This window comes from Dorea sp. D27 (genome assembly GCF_001185345.1).
Taxonomy (GTDB): domain Bacteria; phylum Bacillota; class Clostridia; order Lachnospirales; family Lachnospiraceae; genus Extibacter.
Genome location: NZ_KQ236745.1, coordinates 430,996 through 452,574 on the forward strand (window position 1 = coordinate 430,996; position 21,579 = coordinate 452,574).

Sequence of the window (21,579 nt, forward strand, 5' to 3'; positions counted from 1 at the left end):
AAACATATAGTTCATAATTGACAAATGAGATAAATAGAAATATAATATGTCATAACAATACTATATAGTAACGTCATCATTTTAATGAAACGGATATCAGAAGGAGGAAAAGATATGAAAGTGAAAAAAATGTTGTCGGCAGTCCTGGCAGGTCTTATGGTCTTCGGACTGGCAGCCTGTGGAAACAAGGAATCTTCAGATTCCAAAAAAGAAGGCGGAGATGGAAAAGATGAGTATGACATCGTCTATCTGTCACCATCTACAGAGTCAGAGTATTGGCAGTATGCAGAGATAGGAATGAGAAACGCGATTGCCGATATTGAAGAGAAAGAAGGAATCAAGATTAATTACTCGGTGAGCGGACCTGCTTCCGAATCCGAGACGGATGCTTACATCAAGGCATATGAAAGCGTTATCGCATCTTCACCCGATGCAATCATCACAGCTACACTGGCTCCGGACGGAACGGTTCCGAAGACGCAGGAAGCCAAGGATGCCGGCATCTATGTCAACTTTGTCAGCATGGGACTCGAAGGCGGAGATTCCAATGACTATGGCGACTACTATGGCGTGCACTATTACTGCGACAATACGACCATCGGTGAGACGGCGGCCCAGTCGATGCTGGATGGACTGGAAGCCAACAATATAGAGCCAAAAGGCAAGATAGGGATGCGTATGTCGGTTGTCGTAGAGACGCTGGAAGAAAGAATGGATGGCTTTAAGGCTTATATGGCAGAGCATGCGCCTGATATCGAGTGCCTTGACACGCTCTATAACGAAAATGACGTAAATAATGCACAGTCTAACGTAGAGACTCAGATATCTACATACGGCGACGAACTGATAGGATTATATGGCGGCAATAACGTATCAGGCGACGGCATCGCCCTCGGCCTGAAGAACGCTGGAAGCGGCAAGAAGATACTCGGTATCGGCGTGGACTCCGACAGCCTGGAAATCGAGGCGCTCTCAGCCGGCAACCTCTATGCGATTATCGTACAGACACCTTATGATCAGGGCTATAAGGCTGTTGAAAACGCAGTAGAATACCTTAAGACAGGGGAGAATCCCGAGAGCGAGAAGCATATCAACTGTCCTTCACAGGCGGTTACGAAAGAGAATATGGATACAGAGGAGAGCAAGGCTCTGCTTGACCCTACAATCCTCAAAAAATAAATAGAACCTGACATATCAGGCTGCCGTCTCCAGAGTGGCGGCCTGATTGTATAAGAAAGAATGGTGGCGCATATGGGAGAAGATATTATTTTAAACGTAGACAATATCAGCAAATCATATCCGGGTGTCAAGGCGCTCCAGAATATAAGCCTGACGGTCAGGAAAGGTGAAGTCAGGGCTCTGCTCGGTGAGAACGGAGCCGGCAAATCAACCCTGATCAAATGTATCATGGGTGTGGAAAAGCCGGAAGAGGGGTCCGTGAGCATCAGCTGTGATGGTATATGGAAGACGCCCCAGAGCGTGGCGGAGAGTAAAGAATGTGGAATGCACGCCAATTACCAGCATGTGAATATTGCAAGAGAGCTTAGCATCGCGGAGAACTATTTTCTCGGACGGCTGCCGGTAACGAAGTGTAAGACGGTAGACTGGGAGCTGATGTATGAAGAGAGCCGTAAGATCATAGATAAATTCGAGATGGACGTAGATCCAAGGAAGAAAATCAGCGAACTTTCGGTGGCAATGCAGGAAATGGTCACAATCAGCAAGATATCGGTCAATGACGAGATAAGGCTTGTAATCTTTGACGAGCCTACGGCGCTTCTGGAAAATGACAAGGTTGAGATTCTGTACAGATATATCAGGGAACTGAAAGAAAGCGGCGTCAGCATCATCTATATCTCCCACCGGCTGGAAGAGCTGATGGAAATCTGTGATACGGTAACTATCTTAAAGGACGGCCAGTATGTAGATACGAAGGATATCAGTGAAGTGGACAAGGATATGCTTGTTTCTCTCATGGTCGGGCGTGAGGTGGGCAATCTTTATAACATCAGGCACAGGGAGGCCGGGCTTGAGCTGCTTAGGGTAGAAGACCTGACCTTAAAAGGCAGGTTCGAACATATCGATTTTCGGCTGTGCGAAGGAGAGATACTTGGCTTCGCCGGACTGGTGGGAGCCGGGAGAAGTGAGATAATGCGGGCCATCTTCGGCGTGGATATGGCAGACTCAGGACGTATCTATATACGGGGAGAAGAAACGGTTATCAAGACCCCTCAGGATGCCATACGAAACGGTATCGGGTTTTTGACGGAGGACCGGAGGCTGGACGGGCTGGCGCTGCCTCTGAGCGTGAAAGTCAATACGAACATGTATTCTTACGATCTGATCAGCAGGGCGGGCGTAATCAATCTGAGAAAAGAGGCAGAACGGGCAGAAGAATACAAGACTAAAATAGGAGTAAAAACACCAGATATTAATCAGCAGACAGAGAACCTGTCCGGAGGAAACCAGCAGAAGGTCGTCATAGCCAAGCTGCTCTGCAGGAACCCGGACATACTCATATTTGACGAGCCGACGGTAGGCGTCGATGTGGGGGCAAAGCAGGAGATATATAAGCTCATGGAAATGCTTGCCGCACAGGGGAAAGGCATCATCCTTATCTCCTCTTATCTCCCGGAAGTCATGGGACTTTCGGACCGGATGATCGTCATGTCGGAAGGCAGGATATCGGGTGTATTAGATAGAGAGGAAATCGATGCTACCGGGGAAGAAGATGTGCTGCGTCTGGCGTCGGCAATGATATGAACATGGAGTTCGGAGGGATAATATGAATAGATTAAATACAGGAAAGGCAGGCTCACTGCTGAAGCGTACGGAGTTTTCTCTTGTTGTTATAATTGTCGTCATTTTTCTTGTGGCGGCATTCGGGACAGATAATTTTCTGACCAATTATAACCTGACTAATATTTTGAAACAATGTTCTATCATAGGGGTCATATCGATATCGGCTACGTTCATCATCATTACGGGCGGCATCGACTTGAGCTGCGGGGCAATCTGCGGAATGAGTACGCTGATGGTTGCCATGGGGCAGGCGAAATGGGGAATGTCCGTGCCGGTATCCATTCTACTTGCACTGGCCGTATCCGTTGTCTGTGGACTCTACAATGCGGTCATCATCAATGAGTTCAAGGTGCCGCCGTTTATCGCCACATTGGGGAGCATGACTATCCTGCGGGGGCTTATAAAGGTAATCAGCAATGCCAGTACGATTGCGGGACTTGACAAGAAGTTTGGAGCGTTTGCCAGCGAATCGGCTGCATTCATACCAAAGCTGGCAGTCATATGGGTCATTGTAGTGCTGCTTGGCTTTCTTATGCTTCATTCAACCACATTCGGAAGGAACCTCTATGTGCTCGGAAGCGGACAGGAAGTGGCGAGGCTGTGCGGCATCTCTATCAGACGTGTTACATATATGACGTATGGCATCGCCGGCTTGCTGTGCGGCATCGCGGGCATCATGCTGGCCTCCAGGATCAACAGTGCGGTACCTACGGCTGGAACGGGGTATGAGATGAACGCCATAGCCGCGTCAGTCATCGGAGGCGCATCTCTGTCCGGGGCGAAAGGTTCTGTGTGGGGGACGGCGCTTGGTACGATTCTTATGACCTTGATTGACAATGCAGGAATCCAGTTCGGCATCAATTCTTTCATTATGGAAATCAGTACGGGCGTGCTCATTACGATTGCGGTTATCATCGACCAGCTGAAAAATAAAAAATCCCGGTAGGCAAGAGGAGGAAAGGCAGATATGTTTGATTTTAGTACAGTACAAGATAAGGAGACAGCCGCCAAAGTATTTGAAGAGGCGAAGGAGTTTCTCTCCCTGTGTCATTTTGGGCTGCAGGGCATCACGAGGACAGAAGACGATGTGAGGAAAGTCGTCGGGAAGCTGAAGGAGACAAAGATGGCACCGCTGGCATTTGACACGGAGATGCAGTTCGTGCCTATGGTGAGGGAGCTGTTTTCAGACTACTGCTGCAAGGTGAGGCTCCACTGTGCGGTGTCCTATCCGATGGGACGGCTTCTTCCTGCATCGAAGATGCATGCGCTTGACAGGCTGAGGGCAATAGGCGTGGATGACGTGTGCGTGTGCCTGGACTGGCAGGCAGTTTTTTCAGGGAGATACAAAGATATAGAGAACGAAGCAAGGCAGATTGTAGAAGAGTTCCAAGATGATTTTTACAGGGTGGCGCTTGTCATACCGGCTACCCTTATGAGCGATACGCAGATCATAGAGACATGCCGGGCGCTCGATGCGGCCGGAACCGTGTCTGTGAAAGTGAATCCAGGCGCCACGCTGGGGGTATCGTTTGAAGAGGTGGCTCTGATCAGACGCAACTTCCCAAACCGGTTTGACATACATCCGTCCGGAAACATACGGACACTCTCTGATGTGCTGCGTTACAGGGAGATGGGCTGCAACAATATACATACTGCGGCTGCGCTAGAGATAACGGATGACTTTATCGTAAAGAAATTAAAAGAATATGGAGGAATCTGAGCATGACAACCATTTTGACAAATATACCGAATTACTATGTATCAGATGAAAACTGTGAGAACTTGTATTACAAGGCAATTGCCAATCAGGCAGATGCCGTTCTCATCGGCCCCTCCAGCATGAAGACCGGAGAGAAGTTCAGAGGAAGGGGGGTAAAGACGTGCGTGAGCATATCATACCCTGCCGGAACAGCTTCTCCGGACCTGAAGGCTCAGGAGATTCTTGACTGTGAAGATAGCAGCGGCATAGCAGATATGTACTTTGTCACTGCGGCGGCCGGATATTTTATGAGCGGGCATGAAGAGAACTTAAGGGAAGAAATGCGGCTCTGTGCAGGATCCGTCAGGAAACCGGTGTATTTTATCACCGAGGCCGCAGAAATGACGGAAGAAGATCTGGAGAAGATGTGCCGCATTGCCTGCGAAGAGAAGGTAAGGGGAATCGTGACGTCCACGGCTTTCCTGCCCTATGACGTCAAGAGAGCCACGGCTGCTGAGGTGTCCAGGCTGAAGAGGTATGCACATGATGTGCTGAAGGTGGCTGCCTTCGGGCAGTTTCATACGCTGGATGAGGTAGAAGAAGCAGAAAATGCCGGGGCTGATATAATAATTCTGAATGAATCGTGTGAGATCGTAAAAGTATAACGAGTGGAGGTGTATTGTATGAAAAGATATATTATCGGGGCCGATATCGGTACCCAGTCAATCAAAGTCCATCTGTATGACGAGGAGCTGAAGCTTGCCGGTGCAGTGTCAAAGGAACAGTATGTAGACACGCCGAGACCGATGTGGATGACGCAGCGGGCGTCTTCCTGGTGGAGCCTCCTGACGGAAAGCATCCGGGAGCTGCTCCTGAACACAGGCATATCCGGAGCCCAGGTGGCTGCCTTCGGCTGCTGCGCCCATATGCACGGAGCCGTGCCGGTCCGGCTGGACGGCAGTGTCGTCCAGGATGATATCCAGCTGTACAGCGACAAAAGAGGCGGATATCTGGCGGATCAGATAGCGGAGGAGATGACAGACGAGCTGTATCATATCTCCGCCAATATGCCGACATCATCTTGGCATGGAATTAAAATCAAATGGCTGAAAGAAAATGATCCGGACGTATATGACAAGGCGGACAAGTTCCTGACGCCAAAAGATTTTATCAATTTTAAGATGACAGGGGCGGCGTGTACGGATTACTCGGAGGCGGCAGGTGTGTTTGCAATGGATCAGAATACCGGAGAATGGTCCGACCGGCTGCTTGATGTCCTTGACATCGGCAAGGAGAAGCTTCCCCACATCCAGAAGGCCTACGACATCGTCGGTACCGTATCGGAGCAGGCGGCGTCGGAGACCGGCCTGAGCACGAAGACGGCCGTCATCACCGGAGGAGGAGACATGCTCAGTATGCTCTACGTATCCGGTATGCATAAAAAAGGCACGGTTGTGGACATCACCGGAACAGGCGGCATCATATGCGGCTATACGGAGCTTCCTGTCATGGACCGCAGGATTATGAATCTGAGGCATGTGCTGGATGGATGGGTGCCGTTTGGCAATATTGACGCAGCCGGTGTATCCTTCCGCTTTCTGCGCGACAATCTATGCAAGAAAGAACGGGATGAGGCGCGCGGCAGAGGAATCGATGACTATGCGTACCTGTGTGCTCTGGCAGAGAAGATACCTGCAGGCTCTTCAGGGCTATATTTTCTTCCGTATCTCATGGGAGAGCGCACGATGGGAAGTGCGGATTCCAGAGGCTGCTATATCGGAATGTCGATGGACAAGGAAATCGGACATTTTATCCGGGCGCTGCTGGAAGGCGTGGCGCTGGAATTCAAACGTACGCTGGACGTATTTGAAGGCAGCGGCAATTCCATTGACGCTGTATATCACAGTGGAGGTGGTGCAAAGGGCGATTTGTGGAACCAGATAAAAGCAGACATATATGAGAAGCCGATCTATACCCTTCAGGCTGATGAAGGCGGCGTACTCGGCGTGTCCCTTATGGCCGCATATGCGGTCGGCATCATAGGCGATCTGGTAGAAGGGGCGACGCGGTCGTGAAGGTCAAAAAGGTATATGAACCGAACAGAGATAATTTCCACGTTTACAGGGAGATGAAAGACGTATTTTCCGAACTGCATGATACGCTACAGACACCGTTCCGGCATATGGCAAGAGTGCAGGAGAAGATGCTTTAAGAAAGATAATAATGAGAAGCAGAAGGAGAAAAAGGATGGCTGATTTTAATGTAGATAAGCAGACCTTTGATTACATCAGAGGTTATACGATTGATTTGGATATGAAAACAGGAATGTCTAAGAGGAAGGAGACGTCCAGACGTTATCTGAGCCAGATGAAAGGAATGTTCTCTGACGATGCGGCCTATGAGAAGAAGCTTCAGGAAGAGGGGGACGCGCTCGTATATGAATTTCATGAGATGGGAGTACCGGAACATCCAGGAGACCTGGCCTTTGGCTGCAGCATTACATACCCGGGCAAGGTGGGAGATGAATACTATATGACGAAGGGACATTTCCATACGATACTTGACACGGCAGAGGTATATTATTGCCTTGGCGGTCATGGATATATGCTGATGGAGAGCCCGGAAGGGGATTGGCTCGCACACGAGCTCACGCCTGGAAAAGCGCTCTATGTACCGAAACGCTATGCGCACAGAAGCGTCAATGTAGACACAAAAGAGCCGCTTCTCACCTTCTTCGTATTCCGTGCCGACGCCGGCCACGATTACGGGACGATTGAGACGAAGGGATACCGGAAGCTGCTGGTCGAAAAGGATGGAAGGCCCGCAATAGCTGATAATCCAAAGTGGTAGCTTATCGCAAATAACCCGCCCGGAGAATTCTCCGGGCGGGTTATTCTAACTGGTACGAGCGGCAGCATTTCTATAGGAGAAAAGGGCAGTCCTCACCTTTGAGCATAGTGATGAGATTGTCTACCGCCATGCCGGCCATCGCCTCGGCCGCTTCGCGCGTATGGGCTCCTGCATGCGGGGTGGCTATGACGTTCGGCAGAGTAAACAGGAGGTTCTGACCGGGAGGCTCATGTTCAAAGGCGTCCAGGCCGAGCCCTCCGAGCCTTCCGTCCGAAAGCGCGCGAAAAGCCGCTTCCTCATCGATGATCCCTCCGCGGGATGCGTTCACCAATATGGAGCCTGGCTTCATGAGGGCAATTGACTTGTCATTGATCAGGTGGTACGTATCATCGTTCAGCGGCAGATGCAGGGTGATAAAATCGGCTTTGGCAAGCAGTGTATCCAGATCTGCGGGAATAATTCCATGTTCAATGCAGTAATGCTCCGGTACGTAAGGGTCATAAGCGAGCACCTTCATGGAAAAGCCGGCAGAACAGAGGGCGACTTTCCGCCCGATGGCGCCAAGGCCTACGATACCGAGCGTCTTATGATGCAGCTGTGTACCGGTGGATCGTACCCAGTTTCCGCTGGCCGTCTCATTGTGAAGATAGGGAATCTTCCTTGCCAGCGCCAGAAGGAGTGCGAAGGACAGTTCTGCAACCGCCTGCGCGTTGGCACCTGGCGTGTTGGCCACCTTGATGCCAAGTGCCCGGGCCGTCTGAATGTCTACGCGGTCGTAGCCTGCTCCATATCTGGAGATTGCCCTAAGCCGCGGACAGCGCTTCAGGACCGGTCCTGTCACCTGGTCAAGGCCGGCCAGATACCCGTCGCAGTCTTTCAGAAGAGGCAGCAGTTCCTCACTGGACAGAGGTTTTTCTGAAGGATTGAAGATGAGGTCGCTGCAGAAGCTGCCGAGCCGTTCTAAGGCAGATGAGTTCTTATCGGGTTTTAGAGAGGTTGGAGTGACTAGTATCTTCATATCCTTACGCCTCCTTCTGTACGAGGGCTGCCGCTTCTTCTGTCAGAGCCCTTATTTTGCCGAATGCATTGTTCCTGATCAGGGAGTCCTTTACCATCCAGCTTCCGCCGCAGGCGATGATCTTGGGAAAGGATAGATAGTCAGCTACGTTCTTCGGGCTGATTCCGCCGGTAGGCATGAAGCGCATACCTGGGAATGGCGCGGATAACGCCTGGATAGTTTTGAGCCCGCCGAACTGTTCGGCGGGAAAGAATTTGGCAGCAGAAAGCCCATATTCTACAAGCAGCATTAGCTCTGTAGGCGTACAGATTCCAGGCAGCACAGGAATACCGTTGTCCAACGCGTATTCCGTCACCTGCCGGGAAAAGCCGGCAGATACGAGAAAGCGTGCGCCGGCGTCAACTGCCTGTCTCGCCTGTTCGCTGTTCGTGAGGCTGCCTGCCCCTATAAGCATGTTCGGATACCGTCTAGCCATGATTTCGATGGATTCTCTGGCAGCATCGGTCCGGAAGGTGACTTCCGCTACAGGAAGCCCGCCCTCACAGAGTGCTTCCGCCAGGGGCGCCGCGTTGGAAGCTTCGTCTAATTTTATGACAGGTACAAGCCTGTACTGTCTGATCTGTTCCAGTGTATTCATATAAAATGCTCCTTTCTATCAGTCAGATGACATTGTTTATTGTAAGGATTCTCCTGCAGTTCGCACAGGATATCTTTCTTATCTGTTCTTCTGTTATACCGGCATCTGTGAGAAGGGGGATGAAAGACTCAAGGATGTAAGTGAGGCCGATTCCTTCCGGCGTATAGCACTTAAGCCTTTCCCTCGTCGTGTCCAGTGAGAAGAGAAGCTGGTTCTCATAGCCTGCAGATAGCATCGCTGCAAAAATCTCAGCCTCCCTTTTGTCGCTGTGATATTTCAATCGGCCGATCGTATCGTATTCGAGAAAGATGCCTTGCCGGCATACCTCTTTGTGGACAGACAGATTCTGCACGGCCCGGTCCATGTGACAGAATATGACCCGGTTGAGAGGCATCTTTTTCTTGTCCAGATAAGAGACGAGCTCAAGAGGCAGCGCACCCTGTTCGATATGTACCATGAGCGGGGCTCCAGTATGGACGGCGGCGCAGATGGCCGCATCGAACAGCTTCTTATACTGTGACGTCAGCCCACATATATCGTACGCGCATTTGAGGATGCCGGCCCTGGCACGCATGGAGTGGACAGGCAGTCTGTAATCGCCGTCGGTATACATTCCTTCGGTAAGCTCACGCACAAAAAGGGCTGCCAGCGACACTTCGCTCATATCAAAGATCCAGTGCTCCTGTGGGTAGAAGGCCATCTTGTGGAATCCTGTGGAAGCGATAATCTGAATTCCTGTCTCATGCCCAAGCCGGCAGAGCGCTTCTGCATCACGGCTGCACCCTGCTGGCTGTGCGTCCACGATGGCAGCCCCTCCGGATTTCCGGAAAAGTTCAAGTTCCGCCCGTGTCTTGTCATAGCTGTCGATGCAGAGCGCTTCGTTCACAAGATAGGATTGTCCCTTCCTTATCATCAGATGTTCGTGGCAGTGGCAGAAGCCGAGCGTGTCCGGCGGTATCTGCCCGGTGACAGTCTGTATATACGGCATGGTAAACTCCCTGTCCCCGGCGTCTAGGAGCGCGCGATATCACTTAACTTGTTGATAAGTGCCGTATCGATTGGTAGATGGAAGACTTCAGAGATGACCTGCGTCCATCCATGAATAAAATATATCCAGCCATCTTCCACATGCAGCCGCCTGCTGGCGGCCTGCTTTTCCGCCTGTTTTTTGAACAGGAGCTCACCGCGGTAATTAATCTCCCACACGAGACTGTCTTCCGGAAAGCGGCACGCGTCGGTGAGGGGGGAGCCCGGGCCATCCTTTCCAAGTCCGGTGGCATTGACGATGAGGGAGTGGGGTTTCAGGGAGGCAAGCGTCCGGTCGTTATCAGCAGGCGTCGGGTTATGTACAAAGTCAAACTGAACCATTGGATTTAAACCGTCCAGTATGTCCCTGGCAGCCTCAAGGCGGGGGATGCTTCTGTTTGCAAGTATGATATGCTTCGGAACGTTGCTGCCGAATCTGTCCTGGCTGAAATAGAGAGACATGGCAAGAGAGGAGCCGCCTGCCCCCAATAGAAGCACGTCGCCGTCATAGTCTGCCCAGTAATGCAAAGGGACGAAATGTTCCAGTGCGAGTCCGCTGGAGATGGGGTCCTTTGCATGTCCGCACAGCGCTTTGCCCTTTTTGCTGATGGAAGAGATCTCGCCAAGCTTTTGGGCGTATGGATCCAGATAGTCGAACTGGTCTCTGCATGCGTTGTAGAGATCGATTTTATGGGTGGTTACGAGTGCGCCGAGAGAGTTGGGGTCATTCTTGATAAAGTTGACAACTTCTCTGTAAGCTTCGGCCGGGGAGTGGGGGGCAAAATCAAATCCTTTGATACAGGCGTCAAGACCCAGTTCTTCCGCCCATTTAGGAAAAACCTTCATAATCGAAGATGATGATGTGGTAACTCCTATAAAGTAGAAAGTGGGGGTGTCGGCTTTTACATAATTGTTCATATATTCTCATCCTTTCCTAAAAAATAAAGTAATAATATAATTATGTTATAACATAATGAGATAAGGATGTCAATGGAAAACGGCGACGCGTGTGAGGAAGAAATGACGATATACCGCAGCACAGAACGGTTATTTTCGTCAGATAGGATATTGAAAACAAGAGTCATATTTTATATAATGTTTGAAGTTTGCGCAAAGAGGAAGGCGGAGAATGATGGAAAGAGACATGACAGTGGGGAGTCCTGCTAAGATTATACTGAACTTTACAATACCTATATTCATCGGAAACATCTTTCAGCAGCTTTACAGTATGGTGGATACTGTCATAGTAGGAAAGTTTGTGGGCAATGAGGCACTGGCTGCCGTGGGAGCCTGTGGTACGCTCATGTTCCTCATACTGGGATTTCTTCTCGGCCTCACTGCAGGATTTACCGTAATTACGGCCCAGCACTACGGAGCCGGGAACATGGAGGCGGTCCGTAAGTCCGTGGCATCCGCATCGATCCTCTCAGCGGTGGTCTCCGTCCTGATTACCATTTTAAGCATGGCGATGATGAAACACGTCCTGAACTGGATGAACACGCCTTCTGACATGTACAAAGAAGCGTACGGATATATCATGGTCATCTGCGGAGGTATAGCGGCACAGGTGCTCTATAATCTGCTTGCGGGCATACTCAGGGCTGTGGGAGACAGCAAGAGGCCTCTTTATTTCCTCATACTGGCAGCTTTTTTAAATATTTTCCTAGACCTGTTGTTTATCATCGTATTTCAGATGGGAGCTGCAGGAGCAGCGTACGCTACGGTAATCTCTCAGGGGGTATCGGGCGTTCTCTGTCTTGCCTATATCATAAAGAAGATGCCGGAACTGCACCCGCACCGGGAAGACTGGAAGATGGACAAAAGCCTTGCAAAATGGCAGCTTAAAATCGGGATTCCTATGGCGCTGCAGTTTTCGATAACCGCGGTCGGAACGATTGTCGTGCAGTCCGCGCTGAACGTTCTTGGGTCAGTAGCCGTGGCCGGATTCGCGGCAGCCAGCAAAATCGAACAGATTGTCACCCAGGCGTACGTGGCAATCGGAACGACGATGGCAACATACTGCGCTCAGAATACGGGTGCAAAGAAGCTGGCGCGCGTGAAGGCCGGCTTTTGTTCGGCAACTTGGATCGGCATCGTCTATGCTGCTATAACTGGCGCTGTAATCATATTTGCAGGCAAATATATGACCGTCCTGTTCGTGTCGGAGAATGTAAATGAAATAACAGCGTATGTGGATATCTATCTGAAATGCGTGGGGCTTTCATTTATTCCGCTCGTGTTCGTGAACGTATTCCGTAACGGTATCCAGGGAATGGGCTTTGGCCTGCTGCCGATGCTGGCAGGTGTGGCCGAGCTTATCGGCAGAAGCGGGGCTGCGCTAACGGCGTCGCATTTTGGCAGCTATGCCGGAATCTGCCTTGCCAGCCCTGCGGCGTGGCTTCTGGCGGGAGCGCTTTTAGTGAGCATGTATTTCTTCATAATGAAACGTAAGATATAGCATTTTTCAAAAACCTGTGTTATACTTAAAACAAGTATGCGAAGGCATGAATATGATAACAGAATAAGGAGCAAGACCTATGAAGAGAGTATTGTTAAAACTCAGCGGAGAAGCCCTTGCGGGAGATAAAAAGACCGGGTTCGACGAGGCGACGTGCATGGGTGTGGCGCGTCAGGTGAAGCAGCTTGTCGATGACGGCGTTCAGGTTGCAGTCGTGACCGGTGGCGGCAATTTCTGGCGTGGGAGGACAAGCGAGACGATAGACCGGGTGAAGGCGGACCAGATAGGGATGCTGGCAACGGTGATGAACTGCATCTATGTGTCAGATATTTTCCGCTATGCAGGCATGGATACCGAAGTGTTCACCCCATTTGTGTGCGGTGCGTTCACTACTTTATTTTCAAAAGATGCGGCGTTAGAGGCACTGGAAGAAGGTAAGGTCATCTTCTTTGCAGGCGGGACCGGCCATCCTTATTTTTCTACCGATACAGGGGCCGTGCTCAGGGCGATTGAGATAGAAGCGGATGCGATGCTTCTCGCGAAAGCGATAGACGGCATCTATGACAGTGACCCGAAGGTGAATCCCGCGGCAAAGAAATATGATGTGATATCTATCCAGGAAATTATTGACAAGAAGCTTCTGGCAGTGGATTTGACAGCGTCTATCATGTGTCTGGAATATAAGATGCCGATGCTTGTGTTCGGGCTGAACGAAAAGAACAGCATCGTGGAGACGATGTCAGGGACGTTTGCAGGTACGAAAGTAACGGTTTAATATAAGGAGGAAAGTATATTATGGATGAAAAGTTGAAAGTATATGAAGAAAAGATGAACAAGACAATTGCAAGCCTCGATGGGGAACTGGCGGCAATCCGTGCCGGCCGTGCCAATCCGAACGTGCTGAATAAGATTACGGTCAATTATTACGGTACACCGACGCCAATCCAGCAGGTGGCAAATGTATCGGTTCCAGAGGCGCGCATGATTCATATCCAGCCGTGGGAGAAGAGCATGGTGAAGGAGATTGAGAAAGCGATTATGACATCCGACCTTGGCATCAACCCAACTAATGACGGTTCTGCAATCCGTCTTGCGTTCCCGGAGCTTACAGAGGAGCGCAGAAAGGAACTGGCTAAGGACGTCAAGAAAAAGGGCGAGAACGCGAAGGTAGCCATCCGCAATATCAGACGTGACGGTAATGATTCACTGAAGAAGCTGAAGGGATCCGAAGTCTCAGAAGATGAGATTAAAGATCTGGAAGATGAACTTCAGAAACTTACGGATAAGTTTATAAAAGAAGTGGACAAGGCAGTGGAAGCGAAGTCGAAAGAAGTGATGACTGTTTAATAGCAAGTGGAGACGGGTACCGGTTTTTCAGGAACGGTACCTGTCTTTCGTATACGAGAGGAGAATTGGTTCATGAAGGTACCACAGCATGTTGCCATCATTCTGGATGGAAACGGACGTTGGGCGAAAGCAAAGGGGATGCCGCGCAATTACGGGCATGCGCAGGGAAGCAAGAATGTGGAGCGGATCTGCGAGGAAGCATACCGCATGGGTATCAAATATCTGACGGTGTATGCATTTTCCACAGAGAACTGGAACCGTCCGCAGGATGAGGTAGACGCACTTATGAAGCTGCTTCGGAATTACATGAAGACCTGCCTTAAGACAGCGGCTAAAAATGATATGAAGATTAGGGTAATCGGGGATCTCAGCCGCCTTGACGATGATATACGGGGGCGCATAACGGAGCTTATCGAAGCGACGAAGGATAACAAGGGCCTCAACTTTCAGATTGCCATCAATTACGGAAGCAGGGATGAGATGGTAAGGGCGGCCAGAAGACTGGCGGGGGATTGTGTCTCAGGCAGAATCAGGCCGGAGGAGATTGACGAGACGTTGTTCGGGCGTTATCTTGACACACATGGTATTCCGGATCCTGACCTGCTTATCCGCACGAGCGGGGAGCAGAGGCTATCCAATTATCTGCTCTGGCAGCTGGCTTACACGGAGTTTTATTTTACAGATGTATTATGGCCGGACTTTACAAAAGAGGAATTGGTAAAAGCTGTCGCGCAATATAATGCTAGAGACAGACGTTACGGAGGAGTGAAGGAGGAACAAGATGTTTAAGACAAGACTGTTAAGCGGTATCGTTCTGGTAATCGTGCTGGCTGCCGTAGTCGGATATGGCGGAAATGTGCTCGTATTGTTTCTGGCGGCCATCAGCCTGATAGGTTTGAAAGAGCTGTACAACGTGGCAGATGTGCACAACAGATGGCTTGGAGCATCCGGTTATCTTGCTGCGGCCTTATATTATGTCCTTCTCTTTACGGATAATCTCAGCTACATGACCATGCTTTCTATTTTGTTCCTCGTGCTTGTCATGGCCGTGTACGTATTTTCCTTCCCCGCGTACAGGGCGGAGCAGGTGACAACCACATTTTTCGGTTTTTTTATGTCGCTGTGATGCTGTCTTATATCTATCAGACGAGGATGCTGGAAGACGGTGCGGTGCTCGTATGCCTCATATTCTTGAGTTCCTGGGGGTGTGATACATGTGCTTATTGTGTCGGCATGCTTATTGGTAAGCATAAGATGGCACCGAAGCTCAGTCCGAAGAAATCTGTAGAAGGGGGCATCGGCGGCATCGTTGGCGCGGCGCTGCTCGGCGTGCTGCTGGCGCTCGGTGTGAATGCCTGGGCGGGGATGTCCGTCAGTCCTCTCTATTATGGTGTAATATGTGGTGCAGGCGGAGCCATATCGCAGGTTGGCGACCTGGCGGCATCTGCCATAAAGAGAAACCATGATATCAAGGATTATGGGAATCTGATTCCGGGCCATGGGGGAATTCTGGACCGGTTCGACAGTGTCATATTTACAGCACCGATTATATACTATCTTGCAACATTTCTTGCATAATATAAATGAGAGAGGTATCCTATGAAGAAAATTGCCATATTGGGTTGTACCGGTTCGATTGGAACACAGACGCTGGAAGTCGTAAGAGAAAACAGGGATATAGAGGTTCTTGGCCTGGCGGCAGGCGGGAATGTGGAACTTCTTGAAAAGCAGGCGAGAGAGTTTGAGCCGCGGCTTATATCTGTCTGGACAGAAGAGAAGGCGAAAGAGCTGCGCGTTAAGCTCCAGGATACGGATATCAGGGTAGCGTCCGGAATGGAGGGACTGATTGAAGTATCAACCATGTGCGATGTGGAGATACTAGTGACAGCGATTGTCGGCATGATAGGGATACGTCCCACGGTGGAAGCAATCAAGGCCGGAAAGGATATTGCCCTTGCCAATAAAGAGACGCTTGTGACCGCAGGCCATATTATTATGCCGCTTGCAAAGGAGCGCCATGTATCGATTCTTCCGGTTGACAGCGAGCACAGCGCAATATTCCAGTCGCTCAGAGGAAATGAGACGAAGGCGGTCAGCAAGATACTGCTGACGGCTTCCGGCGGTCCTTTCCGGGGAAAGAGGGAAGAGGATCTGCTGAATATACGGGTGGAAGATGCATTGAGGCATCCGAACTGGAGCATGGGGCAGAAGATTACGATAGATTCCTCCACCATGGTCAACAAAGGGCTGGAAGTTATAGAAGCGAAGTGGCTGTTCGGCGTAGATGTGGACCGGGTACAGGTCGTCGTCCAGCCGCAGAGCATTATCCATTCCATGGTAGAATATGTGGATGGTGCCATCATGGCAGAGCTTGGGACTCCGGACATGAAGCTTCCGATACAGTATGCGCTGTACTATCCAGAACGGAGAAATCTGCCGGGGGAACGGCTTGATTTCTGGAGCCTTGGCAGGCTGGATTTTGAGAAGCCGGATATGGATACTTTCTATGGGCTGAAGCTGGCCTATGACGCGGGACGGGCGGGGGGAACCCTTCCGACCGTGTTCAATGCGGCAAATGAGCTGGCGGTGAAGCAGTTCCTGAACCGGGAGATCAAGTATCTGGAGATTATAGAGATTATAGAAGATTGTATGAAAGCCCATAAGAATATGGATGACCCGACCCTTGAGCAGATACTGGACACGGAGAAGGCAACTTATGAGCGGATTGAAAGCAGGAGGTAAGACATAAGTTTTGGGTATCATATTTGCAATTATCATTTTCAGCTTCATTGTATTTTTCCACGAGCTCGGGCATTTCACCCTGGCGAAGAAAAACGGCATCGATGTGGAAGAATTCTCCATCGGAATGGGGCCTACACTGTTATCAAAAGAGTTTAAAGGAACGAGATATTGTATAAAGCTGTTTCCGCTGGGCGGTTCTTGTATGATGGGAGAAGATGAGGAGGCCACGGATTCACCTGACAATTTTAACAACAAACCTGTATGGGCGAGAATTTCTGTCATAGCGGCAGGGCCTATATTCAACTTTATACTGGCCTTCGTGTTTGCTGTCATCCTAATTGGTATGGTAGGATATGACAAACCCGTGGTCCAGAGTGTCGACAGCGGATTTCCTGCTCAGGAAGCCGGAATCGAACCTGGCGATACGATTGTGAAGATGGGTGGAAAGAAGATTAACATATTCCGCGAGATTAATTTTTACAATCAGTTCCATCAGGGAGAGAAAGTTGAAGTAACCTATCTCCATGACGGAAAGAAGGAGACGGCCACGCTGACCCCGAAGCTGGACGAAGAGCAGGATTACTACCGTATCGGAATCGGCGGAGGTTCAAATACGAAGGCCAATATCGGGACAGCGCTGCAATATGGCATGTATGAGGTGAAGTTCTGGATATGCACCACGATGGAAAGCCTGAAGATGCTCGTGACCGGGCAGATCGGCATCAACCAGCTGTCAGGTCCCGTCGGCATCGTGGACGTCGTGGACAGCACATACGAGCAGAGCAAGTCGTATGGATTCCTTATCGTACTGGCCCAGCTGATGAATATATCCATCCTCCTGTCCGCCAACCTGGGAGTCATGAATCTGCTCCCCTTGCCGGCTTTGGACGGAGGGCGGCTCGTATTCCTCTTTATAGAGATGATAAGAGGAAAACGCGTACCACCAGAAAAAGAAGGCTACGTGCATCTGGTAGGCATCATGCTCCTCATGGCGCTGATGGTCTTCGTCATGTACAACGATATAAGACGCGTGTTTTTTTAAAATTAGGGACGTAACCATTTTCAATTTGGTTACGTCCCTAATTGAGTTTTGTGGTGTACCAAAATGAAAAATGCCTTGTACCAGAATTGGTTTAGGGCATTTTAAAAGGACTGCTTTTTTGGGAGGTGCAGTCCTTTAGGAAAAGTTATGAAAAAGAATTTTAAGTTTGTTCTTCTGAACAATTATTAGTATAAGAGGTAAATGTGAGAAATGTGTGATTAAAATTTGAAGATATTGTTAATAAAATGTGAGTTTACGTAAATTAGGACGCCGCTGGGGAGGCAGGGGGCATCTGCTCCGATGCGTCCGGGAACTGCGACTATCACACAGATTCCTAAGCCCGTGGAATGTTCGCCGATAGCGGCTCACACCCCACGGGCCAAGGAATCTGGTGAGGATTCTCCGTCCCTCCCGCTTATACCTTCGCATCTGCCCCCTGCCTCCCCAGCGGCTATCTACTTTACTGGCACGGGCGGGGGTGGCTGTGTGACGTTACTGGCGGCCGGAAGGAATTTATCTGTGCCGGCTCTTCTTGCAGCAACGGCGTGCACGCCTCGCTGCAAACGTTTAACTACGATAATATACAACGTTTTAAACTGTATGTGCTGTTTACGTTAAGCTTACTATCATTTTCCATCTAGCTGACGCAGCCAGCGTTCATCCGCTGACCAGTAATGTCACACAACCGCCCTCGCCCTTGTTAAGTGAAGTAGATAGCGGGCGGGGAGCCGGGTGGGAGATGCGCAGGTGTAAGCGGGAGAGGCGGAGAATCCTTTCCGTAGCCCTTATCCTGCGGGATGTAAGCCGCTATCGGCGCGCATTCCGCAGGGTTAGGGATACGTGAAATAGTCGGAGCCTCGTACGCATCGAAGCATCTGCCACCCGGCTTCCCGCACGCCGCCCACTTTACCTAACCCCCCAATTACTGCAATTCTGCAATTCTTGAGACTCCTACGTATATCTCGGATATCTTATACCATGTCCTGTAATCTACGGTTCCGGTCTCGGGCAGGCCGAATACGGACTGGAATTTGCGGACGGTGGCCTCAGTGGCCGGTCCATATACGCCGTCTGCGGTTATCTTTGGGATAGCTGGATAAGCACCGGCTATGACATTGAGCTGCTCCTGCATCTGGAGTACCTTGTCACCTGAAGCACCGACTTCTAGTATATATCCGGGCCAGGAAGAAGGTATGCCGGAAATAGCTTCCGCCGTGTTGATGTACATGTCATCCCCGTAATAATAACGGAGAATTTCAATAGGAGTATAACCCTGGTCGCCGAGCGCTTTGCTCCCCCACTGTGTCATCCAGTTCGGACACTGTACCCGCCGCCCGTCACAGTACTGGGTAAGTATCGGCTGGCGCACATTTGGACGAGAAAGATAGCTGGCGAATAATTCATCCACAATGACAGAAATTGTATCATAGAAATTCCGTTCAGGAATCCATTTGTGGTCAAAGGCTGTAGAAGATGTGATGGTAAAGTCATATCCCTGGTTCCGGTACCATTCGGTATACACCCGGTTCAAGGTAAATGACATGATGGCAAGAATATTTGCCCGTATCGTATCCTCAGGCCATGTGGCATATATCTCGCTGGAAGCTACGTTTTTAATATAGTCTCTGTATTTTACATAATAGTTCTGGGCGGTAGAATCTCTCGGACTTCCATCGTGGACTACGATAAATTCAGGTACGACGACACGGCTCAGTACGATTTCGCCGCTTTCATCCATCGGCTTTATCTCTTCTTCCGGTATTTTGGGCGGATAAACGCCATATAATGTGTGTGCAGGTATAACAAATACATTTTCTCCATTTTCAGGCTCGACAATTGGACGCATCTGTATGTTCTGCAGGGCTGTGACATCAGGGAGAATCTCTGTGCCGGCAATGCTGATCGGTTCAAAACCAGGTGCCTCAACCTGAAGCGTATATTCCGAATAAGGCTGCTCTTCAATAGCTGGATTGAGACTATATTCCAAAGGAGGAGCAGCCAGCTCGACAGTATCCGTCTGGCCTGAGGCATCTGTATTCAATTGTTCCAGCTGGCTGTCGGGAACACCCGTATAAGAGATCGATATGGTAGCGTCATTGACGGGAAAGGCCGTAATTTCGGATGTGATACTAATCTTAAGCCGTCCTTTATCAGGCGTGTCAGGCAGATTCGGGTTCATTTCATTCATGTCAGTACCTCGTAGAGACTCTGTTACTGTTATCTTATGTGAATAGAACCGTAAAAGTTACAACAGATTACAGGTTGTGTATTTATATAGAATTGAATATAATAATATGAAACAGTAAAGGAGCAGGCATGGGAAGAAGGAAGAGAAGATCAGGATGCCTAAGTGCGTTCATCGGGCTGTCCGCAATTGTCTGCATCGTCGTGCTGGCTGCTCTGGGAGGTTTCCTGGGTAAAGGTGTTAAAAAAGGGCTGGCGGAAGGTGTGGCAAAAGGGATTGGTAATGCGAAGCAGATTCCGTTTCAGGAGATATCCATAACAGATGAAGAGCTGGCACAGAAATACTACTATCAGCAGCTGGACGAGAGTGAGAGGACCGCATACAAAGAGATAGCACAAGGAGTCAGGCTGAATGTAGAGGAAATCTATGTGCATGCAGCAGATGCAGACCGGACGAACACAATATTCCAATATGTCCTGAAGGACTTTCCGGAGATATTCTGGTGTGACGGCACGACAAAAAGTACGTCCTACGAAGGACAGGAGGCGTATACGGTTCTTCAGCCCGTATACTCTTACACAGAAGAGGAAAAGGCACAGAAAAAAGCTGAAATTGAAAAAGCTGTCAATGACTGCCTGTCCGGTATCGGGGAAAATGCGGCAGATTATGATAAGATTCTGTATGTGTATGAGTATATCGTAGATACGGTTGATTACGAAATTGCATCCGAAGACAACCAGAACATATATAGCGTATTCGTAAATAAAAAGTCTGTCTGTGCAGGCTACTCGAAGGCCGCGCAGTACCTGCTGGAACGGCTCGGCGTATTCTGCACTTATGTCACGGGGACGACATCAGGAGGGCAGAGCCATGCATGGAATCTCGTCAAATGTGAGGGGGACTACTATTATGTGGACACTACATGGGGAGATCCTGTGTTTCAGGCGTCTGAGGGCGGAGAGATTGATCCATCCTACATCAGCTATGATTATATGTGCTGCGACGATGAGGAGCTGAAAAAGACACATACCCCGGATACGGAGGTACCGATGCCGGAATGTGTTAAGATGGATTTCAACTACTATGTCGTCAATGGCATGTACTATACCTCATATGACGGAGAGCAGGCGCTTGACGCAATGAATGACGTGATAGCCGCAAAAGCCAACCCCGTCGTCTTTAAATTTGCGGACAGCCGCTCGTACGAGCAGGCCCGTGAAGACATATTCGGCAGCCAGATAAAACGGGCTGCACAGAACCTGGCAGACTGGTATGGCCTGTCAGAAGTGAAATATAAGTATATGGATGAAACAGAACTTAATAAGATTACGATATACTGGCAGTATGAATAACAATAAATCCCTTACGTTCCGCTGGAACGTAAGGGATTTTATCGTGTGCCTGGCGGCGCACGTTTCTAATGGGTGAAAGTCCCTAATCCGCCCTAGTAGTGGGAAGGATACAGCCAAGACCAAGGGTGTCCATCGTGAGGTGGAATCTGAAGGAAGGTGGAGGCAAATCTCTGGTCTGACGAACAGAAATCACATCAGGCTATGGTTGAGGATAAGATTGCGATACAAATCGAAGTCCAATATCTACTCGGAATCAACTATAGTAAATGTGGCAGATAGATGGAGTGAAAGAAACGTGTGGTACCCAGGGAGGTCTCGTCAGCGAGTGGAAACAGAGTATGAAATTCGTGAGTAACAACGAATGGCGAGAAGTCAGCAGAAGCCATATTAACCGATGGTTGCAAACATCGGCGAAGGGCTG

Annotated in this window: 20 protein-coding genes and 1 pseudogene; 16 read left to right on the plus strand and 5 right to left on the minus strand. The window is 49.8% G+C overall.

Annotation, left to right across the window (positions count from 1 at the left end; all coding sequences use genetic code 11):
* Positions 1–114 precede the first annotated feature (114 nt).
* The 8 genes from HMPREF0980_RS13210 to HMPREF0980_RS13240 all read left to right on the plus strand — a co-directional run bounded on the left by HMPREF0980_RS13210 (position 115) and on the right by HMPREF0980_RS13240 (position 7,351).
* On the plus strand, positions 115–1,179 hold the full coding sequence (locus HMPREF0980_RS13210) for a substrate-binding domain-containing protein (RefSeq protein WP_049729562.1): 1,065 nt from the start codon (positions 115–117) through the stop codon (positions 1,177–1,179).
* Positions 1,180–1,251: 72 nt separating this feature from the next.
* Positions 1,252–2,763: a sugar ABC transporter ATP-binding protein gene (locus HMPREF0980_RS13215; RefSeq protein WP_049729563.1), complete on the plus strand. Its 1,512-nt coding sequence runs from the start codon at positions 1,252–1,254 to the stop codon at positions 2,761–2,763.
* A 22-nt stretch (positions 2,764–2,785) separates the two neighbouring features.
* The gene (locus HMPREF0980_RS13220; protein ID WP_049729564.1) at positions 2,786–3,748 is read left to right on the plus strand and encodes an ABC transporter permease; all 963 of its coding nucleotides are present in this window, start codon (positions 2,786–2,788) and stop codon (positions 3,746–3,748) included.
* A gap of 21 nt (positions 3,749–3,769) precedes the next feature.
* Complete coding sequence (locus HMPREF0980_RS13225) at positions 3,770–4,522, plus strand: hypothetical protein (RefSeq protein ID WP_049729565.1); 753 nt, start codon at positions 3,770–3,772, stop codon at positions 4,520–4,522.
* 2 nt (positions 4,523–4,524) lie between these two features.
* Positions 4,525–5,166, plus strand: coding sequence for a beta/alpha barrel domain-containing protein (locus HMPREF0980_RS13230; protein WP_049729566.1), 642 nt, complete (start codon positions 4,525–4,527; stop codon positions 5,164–5,166).
* A gap of 18 nt (positions 5,167–5,184) precedes the next feature.
* Positions 5,185–6,576 (plus strand): xylulokinase, encoded by a 1,392-nt coding sequence (locus HMPREF0980_RS13235; RefSeq protein WP_049729567.1) that lies wholly within the window; start codon positions 5,185–5,187, stop codon positions 6,574–6,576.
* Positions 6,573–6,713 carry a hypothetical protein gene (locus HMPREF0980_RS18945; RefSeq protein WP_157039371.1) on the plus strand — a complete coding sequence of 47 codons (141 nt, stop codon included), beginning with the start codon at positions 6,573–6,575 and terminating at the stop codon, positions 6,711–6,713. Before HMPREF0980_RS13235 ends, HMPREF0980_RS18945 begins: the two co-directional genes overlap by 4 nt.
* A 35-nt stretch (positions 6,714–6,748) precedes the next feature.
* Positions 6,749–7,351 (plus strand): glucose-6-phosphate isomerase family protein, encoded by a 603-nt coding sequence (locus tag HMPREF0980_RS13240; protein ID WP_049729568.1) that lies wholly within the window; start codon positions 6,749–6,751, stop codon positions 7,349–7,351.
* A gap of 70 nt (positions 7,352–7,421) precedes the next feature.
* On the opposite strand, the gene HMPREF0980_RS13245 is transcribed toward HMPREF0980_RS13240, so the two are convergent.
* From HMPREF0980_RS13245 to HMPREF0980_RS13260, 4 genes are read right to left on the minus strand one after another with little or no spacing between them, the layout of a single operon-like run.
* The gene (locus HMPREF0980_RS13245) at positions 7,422–8,369 is read right to left on the minus strand and encodes a phosphoglycerate dehydrogenase (protein WP_049729569.1); all 948 of its coding nucleotides are present in this window, start codon (positions 8,367–8,369) and stop codon (positions 7,422–7,424) included.
* Positions 8,370–8,373: 4 nt separating this feature from the next.
* A complete protein-coding gene (gene eda, locus HMPREF0980_RS13250; RefSeq protein ID WP_049729570.1) occupies positions 8,374–9,006 on the minus strand; it encodes a bifunctional 4-hydroxy-2-oxoglutarate aldolase/2-dehydro-3-deoxy-phosphogluconate aldolase in 633 nt (210 codons plus the stop codon).
* Positions 9,007–9,028: 22 nt separating this feature from the next.
* Positions 9,029–9,994 carry a phosphotriesterase family protein gene (locus HMPREF0980_RS13255; RefSeq protein ID WP_049729571.1) on the minus strand — a complete coding sequence of 322 codons (966 nt, stop codon included), beginning with the start codon at positions 9,992–9,994 and terminating at the stop codon, positions 9,029–9,031.
* A 23-nt stretch (positions 9,995–10,017) separates the two neighbouring features.
* Positions 10,018–10,950 (minus strand): shikimate dehydrogenase family protein, encoded by a 933-nt coding sequence (locus HMPREF0980_RS13260; RefSeq protein ID WP_049729572.1) that lies wholly within the window; start codon positions 10,948–10,950, stop codon positions 10,018–10,020.
* 214 nt (positions 10,951–11,164) lie between these two features.
* Here HMPREF0980_RS13260 and HMPREF0980_RS13265 point away from each other — a divergent pair, with 214 nt between their 5' ends.
* The 7 genes and pseudogenes from HMPREF0980_RS13265 (at position 11,165) to rseP (ending at position 17,621) form a co-directional block, all read left to right on the plus strand.
* Positions 11,165–12,490 carry an MATE family efflux transporter gene (locus HMPREF0980_RS13265; RefSeq protein WP_049729687.1) on the plus strand — a complete coding sequence of 442 codons (1,326 nt, stop codon included), beginning with the start codon at positions 11,165–11,167 and terminating at the stop codon, positions 12,488–12,490.
* Between the two features lie 79 nt (positions 12,491–12,569).
* Positions 12,570–13,265, plus strand: a complete 696-nt coding sequence (pyrH, locus tag HMPREF0980_RS13270) for a UMP kinase (protein WP_049729573.1) — start codon at positions 12,570–12,572, stop codon at positions 13,263–13,265.
* 20 nt (positions 13,266–13,285) lie between these two features.
* Positions 13,286–13,837, plus strand: coding sequence for a ribosome recycling factor (gene frr, locus HMPREF0980_RS13275; protein ID WP_049729574.1), 552 nt, complete (start codon positions 13,286–13,288; stop codon positions 13,835–13,837).
* 72 nt (positions 13,838–13,909) lie between these two features.
* A complete protein-coding gene (locus tag HMPREF0980_RS13280; RefSeq protein WP_049729575.1) occupies positions 13,910–14,626 on the plus strand; it encodes an isoprenyl transferase in 717 nt (238 codons plus the stop codon).
* A pseudogene (locus HMPREF0980_RS13285) lies at positions 14,619–15,415 on the plus strand (phosphatidate cytidylyltransferase). Before HMPREF0980_RS13280 ends, HMPREF0980_RS13285 begins: the two are co-directional and overlap by 8 nt.
* A 21-nt stretch (positions 15,416–15,436) precedes the next feature.
* The gene (locus HMPREF0980_RS13290) at positions 15,437–16,579 is read left to right on the plus strand and encodes a 1-deoxy-D-xylulose-5-phosphate reductoisomerase (RefSeq protein ID WP_049729576.1); all 1,143 of its coding nucleotides are present in this window, start codon (positions 15,437–15,439) and stop codon (positions 16,577–16,579) included.
* 10 nt (positions 16,580–16,589) lie between these two features.
* Positions 16,590–17,621, plus strand: a complete 1,032-nt coding sequence (rseP, locus tag HMPREF0980_RS13295) for an RIP metalloprotease RseP (RefSeq protein ID WP_049729577.1) — start codon at positions 16,590–16,592, stop codon at positions 17,619–17,621.
* A gap of 922 nt (positions 17,622–18,543) precedes the next feature.
* Here rseP and HMPREF0980_RS13300 read toward each other — a convergent pair.
* The gene (locus HMPREF0980_RS13300; protein WP_049729578.1) at positions 18,544–19,809 is read right to left on the minus strand and encodes a peptidoglycan-binding domain-containing protein; all 1,266 of its coding nucleotides are present in this window, start codon (positions 19,807–19,809) and stop codon (positions 18,544–18,546) included.
* 128 nt (positions 19,810–19,937) lie between these two features.
* Between HMPREF0980_RS13300 and HMPREF0980_RS13305 the strand changes: the two genes are divergently transcribed.
* Positions 19,938–21,158: a transglutaminase domain-containing protein gene (locus HMPREF0980_RS13305; protein WP_049729579.1), complete on the plus strand. Its 1,221-nt coding sequence runs from the start codon at positions 19,938–19,940 to the stop codon at positions 21,156–21,158.
* Positions 21,159–21,579 lie beyond the last annotated feature (421 nt).